At 70.0% G+C, this 17,682-nt stretch carries 8 protein-coding genes; all 8 read left to right on the top strand.

Annotated elements, in window-relative coordinates; genetic code table 11:
- Positions 1-58 precede the first annotated feature (58 nt).
- The 8 genes from SACAZDRAFT_RS04870 to SACAZDRAFT_RS04835 all read left to right on the top strand — a co-directional run bounded on the left by SACAZDRAFT_RS04870 (position 59) and on the right by SACAZDRAFT_RS04835 (position 17,643).
- Complete coding sequence (locus SACAZDRAFT_RS04870) at positions 59-559, top strand: DUF1059 domain-containing protein (RefSeq protein ID WP_005439242.1); 501 nt, start codon at positions 59-61, stop codon at positions 557-559.
- A 563-nt stretch (positions 560-1,122) separates the two neighbouring features.
- Positions 1,123-2,085, top strand: coding sequence for a multicopper oxidase domain-containing protein (locus tag SACAZDRAFT_RS04865; RefSeq protein WP_005450919.1), 963 nt, complete (start codon positions 1,123-1,125; stop codon positions 2,083-2,085).
- Between the two features lie 62 nt (positions 2,086-2,147).
- Positions 2,148-6,158, top strand: coding sequence for a ThuA domain-containing protein (locus tag SACAZDRAFT_RS04860; protein ID WP_005439239.1), 4,011 nt, complete (start codon positions 2,148-2,150; stop codon positions 6,156-6,158).
- Positions 6,159-6,234: 76 nt separating this feature from the next.
- A complete protein-coding gene (locus tag SACAZDRAFT_RS04855) occupies positions 6,235-7,773 on the top strand; it encodes an OmpL47-type beta-barrel domain-containing protein (RefSeq protein ID WP_040927670.1) in 1,539 nt (512 codons plus the stop codon).
- Positions 7,774-7,981: 208 nt separating this feature from the next.
- Entirely contained in the window at positions 7,982-9,133 is a 1,152-nt protein-coding gene (locus SACAZDRAFT_RS04850; RefSeq protein ID WP_408638065.1) for an RtcB family protein, read from the top strand.
- Positions 9,134-9,306: 173 nt separating this feature from the next.
- Positions 9,307-10,218 carry a DUF2382 domain-containing protein gene (locus SACAZDRAFT_RS04845; RefSeq protein ID WP_005439234.1) on the top strand — a complete coding sequence of 304 codons (912 nt, stop codon included), beginning with the start codon at positions 9,307-9,309 and terminating at the stop codon, positions 10,216-10,218.
- A 448-nt stretch (positions 10,219-10,666) separates the two neighbouring features.
- Positions 10,667-11,947, top strand: a complete 1,281-nt coding sequence (locus SACAZDRAFT_RS04840) for an MFS transporter (RefSeq protein WP_040927669.1) — start codon at positions 10,667-10,669, stop codon at positions 11,945-11,947.
- Positions 11,948-12,141: 194 nt separating this feature from the next.
- Positions 12,142-17,643, top strand: a complete 5,502-nt coding sequence (locus SACAZDRAFT_RS04835) for an ATP-binding protein (RefSeq protein WP_005439232.1) — start codon at positions 12,142-12,144, stop codon at positions 17,641-17,643.
- The last annotated feature ends 39 nt before the right edge of the window (positions 17,644-17,682 follow it).

The raw sequence follows: 17,682 nt of genomic DNA, 5'->3' as shown, positions 1-17,682 counted from the left end.
CCGTGCGCCGTGAGAAGAGCAAAGTCAAGCGGCGCCGACACCGGAACGGAGAACGGTGATGACGCGCAAGTACGTGGACTGCCGAGAGACACCCAGCGTGTCCGGGTGCACGCTGGCGATGAGTGGCGAGGAGGAGGAACTGGTGCGCGCGGCGGTGCAGCACGCCGTCGACGTGCACGAGCACACGGATGACGAGGAACTCCGCGAAGGAGTGCGGCAGGGACTCAAGGACGCGCCGGTGGCCGACACGACGCCCGGGGCGTTCGTGCAGCTGATCGAGTTCCACACCGACCGGATCGACGAGGTCGAGCGGATGGCACGCGAGTGGGCCGACGCGATCGGCGCCGACCGCACCGCACGGTGGGCCCTCGTCGGAGCCGACCGGGACCGGCCGGGCACCTACATGGAGATCGTGGAGTTCCCGGACTATCCGGCCGGGATGGAGAACTCGGCGCACCCCGCTACCGCGGAGTTCGCCGAGAAGGTGCGTGCGGTGTGCACGGACGAACCCCGCTTCGTGAACCTGGAGGTGCGCTCCACCACCGACTTCAGCGCCTGACACCACCCGGGTGAGCGGAGGACGCCGTGTCCGCGGTCTGTGCACGCGTGTCCGCACTTCCCGTACGCCTTGGGTGGGCCTTGGCATCGTGTCCGCGGCCTGCGTGCGAGTGTTCGCGTCGCACGCCGCGGACACGCGCACGTGGACTGCGGACACGGGTGCGTGAGGTGCGGACACGGGTTCGTGGGGTGCGGACACGGGCGTGGGGTGAGAACACGCGTACGGGGGGTGCGGACACGGGTGCGAGGGGTACAGACACGTGTGCGAGAGGTGCGGACACGTGGGGCCGGGGAGATGAAGTCCCTGTGAGGCGAGGCGGCTCGGCGGGATGACCCGCCGTGAGCCTCGCCTCTCCATGCCTGCGAACGGTCGTGTGATCTGGGCCGTTCAGCGTAACCACTTCTGCATTTCTTGCTCAAAAGTAGGACGTTCTCGATCTTAGATATTTACGTCCAGACCAGAAGTGTTTAACGTCCCGACGGAAACTCATGTCGCTGGAGGCATAGACCATGACCGGTGAACAGGCTCGGCTACCTCAGTCCCAGAAGGTGTCTCGTCGTTCGATGCTGGTCGGCGCCGCGGCCGGGGTGGTGGCGCCCGTAGCCGTGTCCACCCTCGGTGCCGGCTCCGCCGCCGCGCAGGGGCGCGGCAAGGGGCGCCCGGGCCGCACGGGTGAAACGCACCGCGTCACCGTCTACGCGGAGGAGCTGCCCGGCGGCCTCTACGGCTACGGGCTCGAACCGGGCAAGGCCACCGTGCCCGGACCCGTCTTCGAGATCTGGGAGGGTGACACCCTCGAGATCGAGCTGGTGAACAACACCGACCGGCGCCTGTCGATCCATCCGCACGGCGTCAACTACGACGTCGCGTCCGACGGCAGCCCGTTGAACGACTCCTTCAACGAACCCGGCGAGACCCGCACCTACGTGTGGAGCACGAGCTTCCAGTCGGAGGGCCCGGGCGGCTTCTGGATCCCGGGCAGTGCGGGCTACTGGCACTACCACGACCACGCGCTCGGCAGTGATCACGGCACCGAGGGCATCGCGAAGGGCCTGTACGGCGCGCTCGTCGTCCGGCGTGAGGGCGACGTGGTGCCCGACCGGCAATTCACCGTCGTCTTCAACGACATGACGATCAACAACAAGATGGCGCCGGACGTGCCCATCCTCGAAGCCAACCTCGGCGAGCGCGTGGAGTTCATCGCCATCGGGCACGGCAACAACTTCCACACCTTCCACCTCCACGCGCACCGCTGGGCCGACAACCGCACCGGCTACCTCCAGGGCCCCGACGACCCGAGCAAGGTCGTCGACAACCGCGACCTGAACCCCGGGGACTCCTTCGGTTTCCAGGTGATCGCAGGAGACGGGGTCGGGCCCGGTGCGTGGATGTTCCACTGCCACGTCCAAAGCCATTCCGAGACCGGAATGTCGGGCATCTTCCTCGTCCGCAACGCCGACGGCAGCATGCCCGACGGCGCCCAGGAGGCGATCGACCGCTACCTCGGACATCAGGGTGGCCACTAGGACACCACCCGGTCGCTGACCTGTCGAACTGGCCTGTAACACCCTTTCAGTGAGGAGTAGAGATGGGTCGAAGAAGATTGTCAGCTCTACCCCGCGCCGGGCGTGCGAGACCGACGCTGTTCCGGCGCACCATGGTGGTCGCGACCGGTTTGACGCTGGTCTTCGGGCTGGCGGCGACACCGAGCTTCGGCGCGCCGGAGCCCGGCAACGGCAAGGGCAAGCCGCGGGAGCGCGCCGCCGCGCCGGCGGCGTCGGTGCTGGTGTTCCACGGTGCCCCGGACGAGCAGGACGACCCGGTCGAGCGTGCGGCGGACGCGATCGGCGAGCTGGGTGCCACGAGCGGCCTCGACGTCGACGTGACCACCGACCCGGCCGCGTTCACGAGCGAGAACCTGAGCAAGTACCGGGGTGTCGTGTTCCTGTCGGCGCACGGGTCCGAGCTCGACCAGTCGCAGGAAGCGGCGTTGCGGAGCTACCTCGACAACGGGGGCGGGTTCCTCGGCATCCGTGATGCGGCGCGGGCGCAGGAGCGCTCGGCGTGGTTCTCCGGTCTCGTCGGCGCGAGGCCGGCGGGTGCCCGGCCGACGCCCGCGGAGGTCGCGAGTGCCAGCGCCAGCAATGAGAACGCACCGAACGAGTCCGCGGCGCACGCGGTCGACGGCAAGGACGACACCAAGTGGCTGGCGTTCGACAGCTCCGCGTGGTTGAGCGTCGAGCTCGCCGAACCCACGGCCGTCTCCCACTACGGCGTGGTGTCGGCCAACGACTTCCCCGATCGGGACCCGAAGGACTGGACGCTGCAGGGTTCGAACGACGGGGAGAACTGGACCGACCTGGACTCCCAGTCCGATGAGGACTTCCCCAACCGGTTCCAGCCCAAACAGTACCGATTCGACAACGAGACCAGCTACTCCCACTACCGGCTGAACATCACGGCGAACCGCGGGGCGGACGCCACCCAGCTCGCCGAGTTCGAGCTCTACACCGGCGACGAGACCGAGCCGGTGGATCCGGACGCCCAGGAGGCCGTGGTCAGCGTCACCGACCGGCAGCACCCGGCGAACAAGGGTCTGCCGCTGACGTGGAAGCGCACCGACAAGTGGCTGAACTGGGAGTCGAGCCCGGTCGGTGAGGTCCACACGGTCGCGCAGGTCCAGGAGCACACCTACGACCCGGGTCCCGCCGCGAACGGGCCGTTCCACCCGATCTCGTGGTGCCACGACTACGGCGGTGGCCGGTCGTTCTACACCGCGATGGGCGGGACGGCGGACAGCTACGGCGAGAAGAACTTCCGCGGCCACCTCCTGGGGGCTCTGGAGTGGACGACCGGGCTCGTGCGCGGCGACTGCCAGGCCACGATCGCCGAGAATTACGAGATCGAGCGGCTGACCGGTGAGAACCTGCCCGGGCGGCTCGACCAGATCGGTGAGCCCCACGGACTCACGATCGCCGACGACGGCACGGTCTTCTACATCGGCAAGGCGGCGTGTGCGACCGGGCCGATCCCCGACTGGGAGGACGAGAACGTCGGTCTGGGCTGCGGAACGATCCACCAGTGGGACCCGGAGACGGAGCGCGTGAAGCTGCTCGCCACGCTCGACGTGTTCGGCAACCGCGGCAGCGGCGACGAGCTCGTGAAGGCGGAGGAGGGGCTGATCGGCATCGAGCTCGACCCGGACTTCGCCACCAACGGCTGGCTGTACGTGTACTGGATGCCGTACGAGTCGATCAACACCGACAAGCGCATCGGCGAGCGGACGGTCTCGCGCTTCACCTACGACCACGGGTCGGCGACCATCGACCTCGACAGCCGCAAGGACCTGCTGGCGTGGGACACGCAGATCCACTCGTGCTGCCACGCGGGTGGCGGGATGGCGTTCGACGACGAGGGCAACCTGTACGTCGCCACCGGTGACAGCAACTCCTCGCAGGGCTCGGACGGGTACTCGGGCAACAACTGGACCAAGGACTACAAGGGCGTGTCGTTCCAGGACGCCCGCCGTACGTCGGGCAACACCAACGACCTGAACGGCAAGATCCTGCGGATCCATCCCGAGGACGACGGCACGTACACCATTCCGGAGGGCAACCTCTTCCCCGAGGCGGCCGACCCGGGTGACAAGACGCGGCCCGAGATCTACGTGATGGGCGTGCGCAACCCGGCGCGGATCCAGATCGACGCCAAGCACGACTGGCTTACCGCCGCCTGGGTGGGGCCCGACGCGGGCGAACCCGACCCCGAGCTGGGGCCGGCGAAGTACGAGAACGCCACGATCATCACGTCGGCGGGCAACCAGGGCTGGCCGTACTGCATGGGGAACAAGCAGCCCTATCGCGACCGGAGCAACGAGGACGCCGACGTGCTCACGGGGTGGTACGACTGCGACAACCCGAAGAACACCTCGCCGCGCAACACGGGGCTGGAGGACCTGCCTCCGGTGCGGAACAACATGATCTGGTACTCGCCGCAGGGCGGCGGTCCGGTGTTCCCGGAGCGCGGGGACGGCAGCGGCCTGCCGACCTACGAGATCGACGACAGCACCTACACCTGGCCGTACCTGAAGGGCGGTGGGCAGGCCATCATGTCCGGGCCGACCTACTACCGCTCCGAAGTGGACACCGACAGCGGGGTGGCCTGGCCGGCGTACTGGGACGGGAAGTGGTTCATCGGTGACCAGTCGAACGCCAACAACCGCATCGCGGTGACGATCGACCCGGCCACGGTGGAGGATGCCACGCCACCGCCGTTCGCCGAGGACCTCCGCAAGATCATCCCGGGTGGCGGTGGTTCCGACCAGCTGCAGAGCTGGATGGACGCCAAGTTCGGACCGGACGGGGCGTTGTACCTGCTCGACTACGCGGGCGGATTCTTCAGTCTGGACGACAACCAGAAGCTGATCCGCGTGACGTACAAGGGCGGTCCGGCGACGCCGGCTCCGGCGGCGCGCTCGTACGCGGTGCAGAACAAGCCGCTGACGATCGCGTTCGACGGGCTGCGGTCCGGCGGTGTGTCGCATCAGTGGGACTTCGGCGACGGCACCACGTCGGCCGAGGCGAACCCGAGGCACACCTATGCCGAGCCGGGCAACTACACCGCGACCCTGACGGTGACCTATGCCGACGGTGAGAAGGTGACCGTGAAGAAGGAGGTCGCGGTGGAGTGCGCGGTGCCGGACACCGGTCGCACCGTGCACTATCGCGACGACGACACGGGCGTCACCAACCACGACGTCGCGGGCGGGTGCACGGTCGACGACCTGATCGACGACGAGAGCAGCTGGCCGGACAACAAGGCGTTCGTCTCCCATGTCCGGGACGTCACGAAGCCGCTCGTGAAGGACGGTGTCCTCAGCAAGTCGGAGCAGAACACGCTGGTCAAGGCAGCGAGGAACTCCGGGATCGGGGCCGAGGGCGACAACGGATACGAGGCGATCTTCGACGGTACGCCGCAGTCGCTGGCGGGCTGGGAGCAGGCGGACGCGGGCAGCTTCGAGCTCCAGCCGGACGGATCGCTGCGCGCGGACGGCGGGCTCGGCATGCTCTGGTACTCCACGAAGGCGTACGGCGACTTCTCCCTGAAGCTGCAGTTCCGGGATGTCGCACCGGACGAGCACCGCGCCAACAGCGGCGTCTTCGTCCGCTTCCCCGACCCGCGGGTGCCGTCGAAGGACCGGCCCTCGACCAGCTGCGGGACCAAGGGTTCGGCCAAGGACTCGCAGGCGTGGGTCGCGATCTACTGTGGACACGAGATCCAGATCTACGACGGCAAGTCGGGTGAGCCGCAGAAGACCGGTTCGGTCTACAACTTCGACAGCGTGTACCACGGACGGGCCGGGGTGACGCCGAAGGAGCAGTGGAACGACTACGAGATCCGGGTGGAGGGTCAGCACTACACGATCGTGCGCAACGGCAAGGTGATCAACGAGTTCGACAACGTTCCCGGCAAGCAGTCCTCCCGAGAGGGTGATCCGGCGACCGATCTGCGGCAGTTCGTCTCCGGGTACATCGGACTGCAGAACCACGGTGGTGACGATGTAATCGAGTTTCGCAACGTCCGGGTGCGGGAACTGTGACCCGACCGCCTGAGGAGTGGAGTCGACGATGATTCGCCAGTTGCTCGCGAGCCTACGGGCTCATCGAAAGAGAACCGTGCGTGGCGCGGTGGTCGCCGGCGTCGCCGCGTCCGTGGTCGCACTGTGGCTCGTCCCGGCGGGCGCGCTGCCGGGCGGGGGAGACGCGCCGAGGGACGCGGTCCAGGAGCAGGTACTGACCTGGACCGCGGGCGACAGTATGACGGAGTACGTCTCCGCCCCGGCGACGGCGAAGCCGGGGCCGGCGACGATCGTGTTCGAGAACAGCGAGGCCACCGGCAACACGACCGGCATGTCGCACACGCTGACGTTCGACACGGCCTCGTCGGAGCACAACTCGGACGTCGACCTCAACATCGTCGCCAGCCCGTTCGACGCGAACAAGGGCCGCTACGAGGTCGACGTGGTGCTCTCGCCCGGGACCTACCGGTACTACTGCGCGATCCCGGGCCACTCGACGATGCAGGGTGTGCTGGTGGTCGGTGAGGACGACGGCGGTGGCGACGACACGACGCCTCCGTCCGTCTCGGCCACCGTGTCGGGTGACCAGGACGGGGACGGCAACTACGTCGGCGCGGCCACCGTCGAGCTGGCCGCCCAGGACGACGACTCCGGTGTGGACAGTGTGGAGTACGACCTGGACGGCGCCGGTTTCCAGCCGTACTCGGACCCGGTGACCGTCGACGCACCGGGTGATCACACGCTCCAGTACCGCGCCACGGACGGGGCGGGCAACACCTCCGAGGTGGGTTCGGTGACCTTCACCGTGGTGGAGGGCGACCCGAACGACACGACTCCACCGGAGGTCTCCGCGACGGTGTCCGGGGACCAGGACGGGGACGGCAACTACGTCGGCTCGGCTACGGTGGAACTGGCCGCCCAGGACGGCGGATCTGGTGTGGACAGTGTGGAGTACGACCTGGACGGCGCGGGCTTCGAGCCGTACTCGGAGCCGGTGGTGGTGGACGAACCCGGTGAACACACGGTGCAGTACCGGGCCGCCGACCGTGCGGGCAACACCTCCGAGGTGGGCTCGGCGAGCTTCACGGTCGTGGAGGCCGACGAGGAGGACACCACGCCACCCGAGGTGACGGCGCAGGTCACGGGGTCCCAGAACGCGGACTGGGACTACGTGGACTCCGCCACGGTGTCGTTGTCCGCCCACGACCCGGACTCGGGTGTGCGGTTCCTGCGCTACTCCCTCGACGGCGGTTCCTACACTCCCTACGGGGAACCGATCGTGGTGAACCGCCCCGGCGAGCACACCGTGCTGTACCACGCCATCGACCACGCCGGAAACCGGAGCGAGGACGGCACGATCACGTTCACCGTGGTCGCCGCCGAGGCTGATGCCTGCCCGGGCTCCGACATCCGGCCGACGGTGGTGATCGGCGGGCACGACACCACCGTCGCCAACGTCGACACCGGCAACGGCTGCACGATCAACGACGTGCTCGCCACGCACGGGGAGCACCACGGTCACGGCAACTCCGCCGAGCGGGCGGCCACCGTGGCGACCGAGCTGGCCGAGTCCGACGTGATCTCCGAGGCCGAGAAGCGCCGCATCGTCCGGGCCGCCGAGCAGGCGAGGAGGTGATGGCGGCCGACACCTGACTCGGGCACGGAGAGTGCCCGATCGAACACCGCGTCCCCGGGGCCCGTGCCCAGCCCCGGGGACGCGGTGTTCTCGCGTTCGGAAATGATGTTGTCGGCCCGCCTCGGGATCGGGGAGGGTGAACGGTGACGAGGAACGTGAGGTGGTGAGCGTGTACACGACGATCGAGGGCGCCCGGACCGACATTCGTATGTGGACGGACCCGGTGACGGTGGAGGAGCCTGCCCTGCAGCAGTTGCGCAACGTCACCACCCTGCCGTGGATCCACGGGCTCGCCGTGATGCCCGACGTGCACTACGGCAAGGGGGCGACGGTCGGCAGCGTGATCGCCCTGCGCGACGCCGTGTCCCCGGCCGCCGTGGGCGTGGACATCGGCTGCGGCATGTCGGCCGTGCGGACGTCGCTCACGGCGTCCGGCCTGCCCGACGACCTGGGCCCTCTGCGGAGGCGGATCGAAGCGGCCGTCCCGGTGGGCTTCGACCTGCACAAGACGCCCGTGAACCCGGCGAAGGTCCCCGGCGTCGGCGGCTGGGAGCCGTTCTGGGCACGGTTCTCCGAGCTGCACCCGTCGGTGCACAAGCTGCTCGACCGTGCGCGGCGGCAGCTCGGCTCGCTGGGCGGCGGCAACCACTTCATCGAGGTCTGCCTCGAACAGGGCGGTGCTGACGGGGGCCGGGTGTGGCTCATGCTCCACTCGGGTTCGCGGGGCATCGGCAACGAGCTCGCCAAGCGGCACATCGACATCGCCAAGTCGCTGCCGCACAACGCCGACCTGCCGGATCCGGATCTCTCGGTGTTCGTGGCGGGAACGCCGGAGATGGAGGCCTACCGGCATGACCTGTACTGGGCTCAGGAGTACGCGGCGCGCAACCGCGCGACGATGCTCGCGCTGGTGCAGCGTGCGCTGGCCGAGACGGTGCCGGGTGTGCGGTTCGAGAAGCCGATCTCGTGTCACCACAACTACGTCGCCGAGGAGCGTTACGACGGCGTCGACGTGATGGTGACCCGCAAGGGTGCGATCCGCGCGGGCAAGGGCGATCTCGGCATCATCCCCGGCAGCATGGGGACCGGCTCCTACATCGTGCGTGGCCTCGGTAACAAGGCGTCGTTCGAGTCGGCGTCCCACGGTGCGGGGCGGCGGATGAGCCGCACCAAGGCCCGCAAGCAGTTCAGTGCCGCGGATCTCGCCGAGCAGACGCGCGGGGTCGAGTGCCGCAAGGACGCCGGTGTCGTCGACGAGATCCCGGCGGCCTACAAGGACATCGACTCGGTGATCCAGGCGCAGACCGACCTGGTCGAGGTGGTCGCCCACCTCAAGCAGGTGGTGTGTGTGAAGGGCTGACCGCAGTACGCGGCGTGGTCAGTCGTTCACGAGACGACCGGTCGACCACACCCGTGTGGGTGATTGGCTCGGGTTCGCTGTTTCACGGTCGGTGTGAGGTGAAGGCTGCTCAGAGGGTTGGGCGGCTTGTTCGACCCGGTCCGTGCACACACAGCGGAAGGGAGGCAGCGATCGTGGCCACGACACTGCGTCCGGAGGAACTCGTCGACAACTCGGTCGTCGACGCGGAGGGCCGCAAGATCGGCAAGGTGGGCACCGTCTACCTGGCCGAGGAATCGCGAGACCCGGAGTGGGTCACCGTGCGAACGGGCCTCTTCGGGCAGAGGGAGAGCTTCGTGCCGCTCCAGGGCGCGCGGATGGACTCCGACGGCGTCCACGTCTCGGTGTCGAAGGCGCAGGTCTCCGACGCTCCTCACACGGACGCCGACAGCGACCTCTCCGGCGAGGAGGCCGCGGCCCTGTACCGTCACTACAACCTCCCGACCCCCAGGTCCGCGATGCCGGAGGAGTCCACGGGCCGAGACACGGGCACCGGCGGTCGAGGTGAGCGGAGTGGGACGGGTCCGACCACGGGCATGACCGGAGCCGCCGGTACTGCCGGTACCACCGGCGCCGCGGGCACGACAGCGGCGGGGGAGACGGGAACGACGGCCGGGCGGGGGCGCCCGAGCGACATGCCCCAGGGGCGGCCCGGCTCGGAGGACGAGGGCATGGTGCGGTCCGAGGAGCGACTGCACGCGAGCACCGAGAACGTCGAAAGCGGTCGGGTGCGGCTGCGCAAGTACGTCGTGACCGAGGAACAGCAGATGACGGTGCCCGTGTCCCACGAAGAGGTCCGCATCGAACGGGAACCGGTGACCGGAGCCGAGCGCGGGACACCGCACGAGATCGGCGAGGAGGAGCAGGAGATCACCCTGCACCGCGAGGAGGCGCACGTCACCAAGGAGAACGTGCCCGTGGAGAAGGTGCGACTCGGTAAGGAGACGGTCACCGAGGAGGAGACGATCTCCGGCGAGGTCCGCAAGGAGCAGTTCGACATCGACGAGGAGCGGCGGGGTCCGGGCGAGGGCCCGACGACCCGCTGACCGTCGTTCGACCCGGCCGCGGGCGAGGCGCCAGGCCCTCGTCCGCGGCCGTGGTGTGTCCAGGGGAAGTGGTGCAGACGTCGCGCGGATCGGTCGGAGACGGCACCGGCGCCTGTCGACGACTGACCACTGCGAGTATGCGTCGTACTGTCCGTAGTGGACTTGTTCTGCACCGGGATCGACTGTGGCGACGGCATGTCCGGGTTCGCCCGGATCAAACCTCATTGTTGCCATCACCACAGGCGAGAAGTGAGGACGCCCTTCGTCCCGCTCGGTAGCGTGAGGGCCCAGCGGCTGGTGGCCGTTCGACGACGACACCGTCCGGTCGCGCTCACACTGCTGTCGATGCGGTGGACGCCGTGCCCCTCGCGCTCCCCGACGCGCGGGTGCGGGCCGCGTGCACCGTCCCCGAAGGGATTGAAGGATCTTGCGGCAAGCCCTGCCGCCGATGCTGCGCGCGTTCTCCAGCCGGAACTACCGGCTGTGGGCGCTGGCCGACCTCGTGTCGGTCACGGGAACGTGGATGCAGGTGCTGGGCCTGAACTGGGTCGTGATGGAACGCACCGGTTCGGCGACGTCCGTGGGACTGTCCGTGGCCCTGTCCACCATCCCCGCGATGGTGTGCGGGCCGTGGGCCGGCGCGTTGGCCGACCGGGTGTCGCCCCGTCGGATCATCCTGGCCGGAGAGACACTGCACGTGCTCATCGCGCTGGCGTTGGCGCTCACCGTGTGGGCCGGTCTGCCGCTGCCCGTGCTGTTCGGTCTCACCGCCGCCGCGGGCCTCGTCGGCACGTTCGAGGGGCCGGCGCTCGGACGGTTCGCGAGCCAGGTGGTGCCCAGGGTGCACCTGGGCAACGCGCTGGCGTGGAACTCGGTGATGAACTCGGTGGGCCGGGTGCTGGGGATGAGCCTCGCCGGGGTGCTGGCGGCGGTCGTCGGGGAGCCTTTGCTGTTCTGCCTCAACGCGGTGAGTTTCGGCGCCGTCATCGTCACGGTGCTCGCGATGCGCACGACGCAGTTCCACCCTCTGGCCGTGAGCAAGCCCGAACACGCCGGGGTGCGCGCCGGACTGCGCTACCTGCGCACCCGGCACGTCCTTCTCGTGCTGCTAGCGCTGGGGTTCGTCCTGTCGTCGCTGGGCCGGAACTACCAGGTGAGCATGGCCGCCATGGCGGAAGGACCGCTGGGCGCGGGCTCCGCGGGCTACGGAACGCTGTCCTCGGTGTTCGCCGTCGGGACGGTGCTCGGCGGGCTGCTCGCCGCCCGGATCAAGGACTTCACCCTCCCCGTGCTCCTGGTCGCGGCGGGGGTGACGAGTGTGCTGCAGGCGATCAGTGGCTACGTCCCGGGGTTCGCCGGGTTCGCGCTGGTGCTGCTGCCGATCGCGGCAGGCGCGGTGGTGATCGACACCGTGAAGAGCACGCGCCTGCAGTTGGACGCCGCCGACAGCATGCGGGGCCGTGTGTTGGCGGTGCAGGGGACAGTCGCCGGGGGCGCGGGAGCACTCGGGGCACCCGCCCTCGGCTGGCTGTCCGAACGGTTCGGTCCCCAGGAGGCGCTGCTGGTCTCCGGGCTGGTCACGCTGGTGGCGACCGCCGTGGCGGCCGGGGTGCTGCGCTCGTTGACACGCGGGCACAGCACCCCGGCAGGCCGTCCCGAGCCCGCTGCGGAGCCGGTGATCCGCGCCGGCGCCGACCCGGAGCCGTCGCGGTCGCTGAGCCCGGCGTGATCGCGTGACCGCTTCGGTACGTCGAGTGACCTGACGAGCGGTTTGGCAGATTCCTACAAAACCCGCTGACGCGACGTGGTGAGTCCGATCATTACCGGAAGGGGCTCCCAACCGCGAGAGTGGCAGGGGCCGGTCGTCTCTGCCGAGGCGTCCGCGCCGGTCGCGTGTCGTCGCAGCAGGGTAAGGGGAGTTCGGTGTTCCGTCGGGTCGCCATCGTCAACCGCGGGGAAGCCGCTATGCGGCTGATCCATGCCGTCAGGGAGCGCAACGCCGAGGGTGGGCCGCGACTGGAGACCGTGGCGTTCTACACGGACGCCGATCGGGACGCCACCTTCGTGCGGGAAGCCGATCACGCGTACTGCCTGGGAGCGGCGTCCGCGCGGCCCTATCTGAACCTCGAGCTGCTGGAACGCGCTCTGGTCGAGACCAGGTCCGACGCGGCCTGGGTCGGCTGGGGTTTCGTCGCCGAGGACCCGGCTTTCGCGGAGCTGTGCGATCGGCTGGGCGTCACGTTCGTGGGTCCGAGCGCCGAGGCCATGCGCAAGCTCGGTGACAAGATCGGCGCGAAGCTGCTGGCCGAGGAGGTCGGCGTTCCCGTCGCGCCGTGGAGCGGCGGGCCCGTGGACGATCTCGACGCCGCCCGCGCCGCCGCGGACCGGATCGGGTATCCACTGATGCTCAAGGCCACCGCCGGCGGTGGTGGACGCGGCATCCGGGTGGTGTCGTCCGACGACGAGCTCACCGACGCCTACGAACGCACCCGGATGGAGGCCGAGCGCGCCTTCGGCAGTGGCGTGGTGTTCCTCGAACGGTTGGTCACCGGAGCGCGGCACGTCGAGGTGCAGGTCATCGCCGACGGTCAGGGCACGGCGTGGGCGCTGGGGGTGCGCGACTGCTCGGTCCAGCGGCGCAACCAGAAGGTCATCGAGGAGTCGGCGTCACCGCTGCTCTCGCCGGAGCAGACGAGTGAGCTGAAGGCCTCGGCGGAACGGCTCGTGCTCGCGGTGGGCTACCGCGGAGCGGCGACGGTGGAGTTCCTCTACCACCCCGGCGAAAAGCTCTTCGCGTTCCTCGAGGTCAACACCCGCCTGCAGGTGGAGCACCCCATCACCGAGGCCACCACCGGTATGGACCTGGTGAAGGCGCAGCTGCACGTCGCGGCAGGGGGCCGGTTGGAGGGCGAGAAGCCGTCCGAGCTCGGACACGCGGTGGAGGCGCGACTCAACGCCGAGGACCCCGACCGCGACTTCGCCCCGGCACCCGGCCGGATCAGCCTGCTGAACTTCCCGGCGGGCCCGGGCGTCCGGGTGGACACGGGAGTGAGCGAGGGCGACACGATCCCGGCCGACTTCGACTCGATGATCGCGAAGATCATCGCCTACGGCCGTGACCGGGACGAGGCGCTGGGTCGCCTGCGCCGCGCGGTGGCGGACACGAGCGTGCTGATCGAGGGCGGCTCCACCAACAAGAGCTTCCTGCTCGACCTCCTCGACGCGCCGGAGGTCGTCGACGCCAGCGCCGACACCGGGTGGATCGACCGGGTCCGCGGCGAGGGACGTCTGCGGTCGACGCGGCACGCGGGCGTCGCGCTCGCGATCGCCGCCATCGACTCCTACACCGAGGCCGAACAGGCCGAACAGCAGCACCTGCTGTCGACCGCGCACGGTGGGCGGCCGCAGATCCGCCACTCCGGCCCTCGCTCGGTGGAGCTCAAGCTGCGCGGCACCGGCTACCGGGTGACCGTGGCGCGGACCGCGCCACGGCGGTACGGGGTGGCCATCGAGAACGGGCCCGTCACGCACCGGATCGACGTCGAGATCGAGCGTCACGGCGAGGCCACGGGCCAGCTCGTCGCGCACGGCACGCGGTTCCGTTTCGTCACGGGCACCCACGGCCCGGTGCACGTGGTCGAGGTCGACGGCGCCGTCCACCGCATCAGCCGCGACGAGGGTGGCATCGTGCGTTCACCGGCGCCCGCGCTGGTGGTCGCGGCGCCCGTCGAGGTGGGCGCCGAGGTCGAGGCGGGTGCGCCCGTGCTCGTCCTGGAGAGCATGAAGATGGAGACGGTGCTGCGGGCGCCGTTCCGCGCCGTGCTGCGGGAGCGCCCGGTGTCGATCGGCAGCCAGGTCGAGGCGGGCGCGCCGCTGCTGAGGCTGGAGCCGCTCGACACCGAGGACGCCGACGCGGACCAGGCCGAGTCCGCCGGCGAGGAGCTCGAACTGCCGTCGGCGCCCCCGTCCCTCGACGCGGCGGAGCGCGCCGAGCGCGCCCTCGCCGACCTGCGGAGCCGGCTCCTCGGGTTCGACCTCGACTCGGACGACGTCGACCGCGTGGTGCGCGAGTACCAGTCGGCGAGGAGCGAGCTCGTCGAGCGGGGCGAGCGTCCGGTGGAGGCCGAACGGCAGCTGCTGCACGTGTTCGCCGACCTCTCCGAGCTGAGCCGCAACCGGCCGGTCGCCGACGAACGGTCACCCGACACCCGCGTGCACAGCCCCCGGGAGTACTTCCACACCTACCTGCAGAGCCTGGACATCGACCGGGCCGGGCTGTCGGAGGAGTTCTGCGAGCGGCTGTCCCGCGCCCTGGCCCACTACGGCGTCGACGAGCTGGAGCAGGGGCCGGAGCTGACGGAGGCCGTGTTCCGCCTGTTCTGCGCCCAGCAACGGGCGGCGAGCGACGTCGGGCTGGTCACCGCGCTGCTGCGGCAGTGGCTCACCGAGCCCGCGCCGGAACAGTCCGTGCGGGAGCCGGTCGGGCACATGCTCGAACACCTGGTGGCCGCCACCCAGGTGCGCTTCCCCGTGGTCGCCGACCTGGCCCGCAGCGTCGTGTTCCGGTGGTTCGCTCAGCCGATGCTGCGCCGGAAGCGCGCCGAGACCTACGTCGAGGTGCGGGAGCACCTGCGCCATCTCGACACGCACCCGGACTGCCCGGACCGCGCCGAGCGGATCGCCGCCATGGTCGCGTGCGCCGAGCCGCTGGTGCGCATCGTCGGGCAGCGCATCCACCGGGAGGGCGCCGACCTGGGGCCGCTGCTGGAGGTCATGGCCGGCCGCTACTACCGCGACCGGTCGCTCGCGAACGTGCGGGTCCAGCAGGTCTCCGGATTCCCGTGTGTGACGGCCGAATACGAGCTCGACACCGAGCGGGTGCGGCTGGTGTCCACGGCCGCCGACCCGCGGCAGCTGACCGACGCGCTGCACGCGATCGACGCGGCCGCGTCCGGCTCCGCCGACGACGCGAGCGTGGTCGTCGACCTCTACCTCGCGTGGTCCGACGAGTTCGCCGACGACGAGACGGCCGCGGCGAAGCTGTTCGCGACCCTCACCGAGGTGGCGTTGCCGCGTGCCGTGCGCCGGGTCACCGTCACCGTGGCGGGACGCACCGGCTCGGTGATGCACCAGCACTTCACCTTCCGGTCGTCCGCCCAGGGCCTGACCGAGGACCGGCTGATCCGCGGTCTGCACCCGCTCATCGCGCAGCGGCTCCAGCTGCGGCGCCTCCGCGAGTTCGACCTCACCCGGCTGCCGTCCGCCGACGAGGAGGTCCACCTCGTGCGGTGCGTCGCGCCGGACAACCCGTCCGACGAGCGGTTCGTGGCGATGGCGCAGGTCCGCGACCTCACGCCGTTGCGGGACTCCGAGGGGCGCGTCCTCGCGCTGCCGGACGTGGAGGGGTCGCTCGCCGCCTGCCTCGACGCCATTCGTGAGCAGCAGGTGCGCCGCCCGGCCAAGAAGCGCCTCGACACCAACCGGATCGTCATCTACGTGTGGCCGACGATCGATTTCACCACCGACGAACTGCGTGCCGTGGCCCGCCGCGTGGTGCCGACCACCGCGGGCGCGGGTGTCGAACGCGTCGAGTTCCTCGGCCGGCGGCGTGACCCCGCGACCGGCGACACGCGCGAGGTCGCCGTGCTCATCACGCACACCCCCGGCTCGGGGGTGAGCGTGCGCATGACCACACCGTCCACTGAGGTCGTCCGCCCGCTCGACGCGTACGGGCAGAAGGTGCTGCGGGCGCGCCGGCGCAACACGGTCTATCCCTACGAGCTGGTGGGCCTGCTCGCGGGTCCGAACGGCACGTTCGTCGAACACGACCTCGACGCCGACGGCACGCTCGTCCCCGTGGACCGGCCGAAGGGCGGCAACACGGCGGGCATCGTCGCCGGTGTGGTCACCACGCCCACCGTCCGCCACCCGCAGGGCGTGACCCGCGTGGTGCTCCTGGGCGACCCGACGAAGGCACTCGGCGCGCTCGCCGAACCCGAGTGCGCCCGCGTGATCGCCGCCCTGGACCTCGCGGAACGCATGGGAGTGCCGCTCGAGTGGTTCGCCCTCTCCGCGGGCGCGCGGATCGCCATGGACTCCGGTACCGAGAACATGGACTGGGTCGCGGCGGCGTTGAAGCGCATCGTCCACTTCACCCAGGACGGCGGCGAGATCAACGTGGTCGTGGCGGGCATCAACGTCGGTGCTCAGCCCTACTGGAACGCCGAGGCGACGATGTTGATGCACACCAAGGGCATCCTCGTCATGACCCCGGACTCGGCGATGGTGCTCACCGGCAAGCAGTCGCTCGACTTCTCCGGCGGGGTGTCCGCGGAGGACAACCACGGCATCGGCGGCTACGACCGGGTGATGGGCCCCAACGGCCAGGCCCAGTACTGGGCGGCCGACCTCGCGGGCGCCCGGGACGTCCTGATGGCGCACTACGACCACACCTACGTCGCTCCGGGGGAGAGCGGACCCCGCCGCGCCGAGACCACCGACCCGCGTGACCGCGACGTGAGCCCCTACCCGCACAACGTCGTCGGCAGCGACTTCACCACCGTCGGGGAGATCTTCTCGCCCGAGACGAACCCCGACCGCAAGAAGGCGTTCGACATCCGCACCGTGATGCGCGCGGTCGCCGACGCCGACCACCCCGTCCTCGAACGGTGGGCGGGCATGGCCGACGCCGAGACCGCGGTGGTGCAGGACGCGCACCTAGGCGGGTGGCCGGTGTGCCTCATCGGCATCGAGTCGCGATCCGTGCCGCGGCGCGGGTTCCCGCCCACGGACGGGCCCGACACCTACACGGCGGGCACGCTGTTCCCCCGGTCGTCCAAGAAGGTGGCGCGCGCGATCAACGCGGCCAGCGGCAACCGTCCCGTGGTGGTCCTGGCCAACCTGTCGGGCTTCGACGGTTCGCCGGAATCGATGCGCAAGCTCCAGCTGGAGTACGGCGCCGAGATCGGCCGCGCGATCGTCAACTTCGAGGGCCCGATCGTGTTCTGCGTGATCTCGCGCTACCACGGCGGTGCGTTCGTCGTCTTCTCGAAGGCGTTGAACCCGAACATGACGGTGCTCGCCGTCGACGGGTCGTTCGCGTCCGTGATCGGTGGCGCACCGGCCGCGGCGGTGGTGTTCTCCGGTGAGGTCGCCAACCGCACGGCCGCCGACGAGCGGGTGCGGGACCTGGAGGCGCGGTTGGCGGAGGCGGACGACTCCGAGCGGGCCGAGCTCGCGACCCAGCTCGCCGACGTACGCACGTCCGTGCGCGCGGAGAAGCTCGGCGAGGTCGCCGCGGAGTTCGACGAGATCCACTCCATCCGCCGTGCGGTCGAGGTCGGTTCCGTCGACGCGGTCATCGCGCCCGAGGCGCTGCGTCCGGAGTTGATCGCCGCCGTGGAACGCGGACACGAACGCCGCTGACCCCGCCTCCGTCGAGGTGACCTCCGGTGCCGTGTGAGG

It is taken from the genome of Saccharomonospora azurea NA-128, from assembly GCF_000231055.2.
Classification (GTDB): Bacteria; Actinomycetota; Actinomycetes; order Mycobacteriales; family Pseudonocardiaceae; genus Saccharomonospora; species Saccharomonospora azurea.
The sequence above is the reverse complement of the archived record's forward strand: the minus strand, read 5'-3'. Positions and strand labels throughout refer to the sequence as shown.

Excerpts from the sequence above, each read along its gene's own strand:
- SACAZDRAFT_RS04870 (WP_005439242.1), top strand. The coding sequence starts at position 59 with ATGACGCGCAAGTACGTGGACTGCCGAGAGACACCCAGCGTGTCCGGG.
- SACAZDRAFT_RS04865 (WP_005450919.1), top strand. The coding sequence starts at position 1,123 with ATGCTGGTCGGCGCCGCGGCCGGGGTGGTGGCGCCCGTAGCCGTGTCC.
- SACAZDRAFT_RS04860 (WP_005439239.1), top strand. The coding sequence starts at position 2,148 with ATGGGTCGAAGAAGATTGTCAGCTCTACCCCGCGCCGGGCGTGCGAGA.
- SACAZDRAFT_RS04850 (WP_408638065.1), top strand. The coding sequence starts at position 7,982 with ATGTGGACGGACCCGGTGACGGTGGAGGAGCCTGCCCTGCAGCAGTTG.
- SACAZDRAFT_RS04840 (WP_040927669.1), top strand. The coding sequence starts at position 10,667 with ATGCTGCGCGCGTTCTCCAGCCGGAACTACCGGCTGTGGGCGCTGGCC.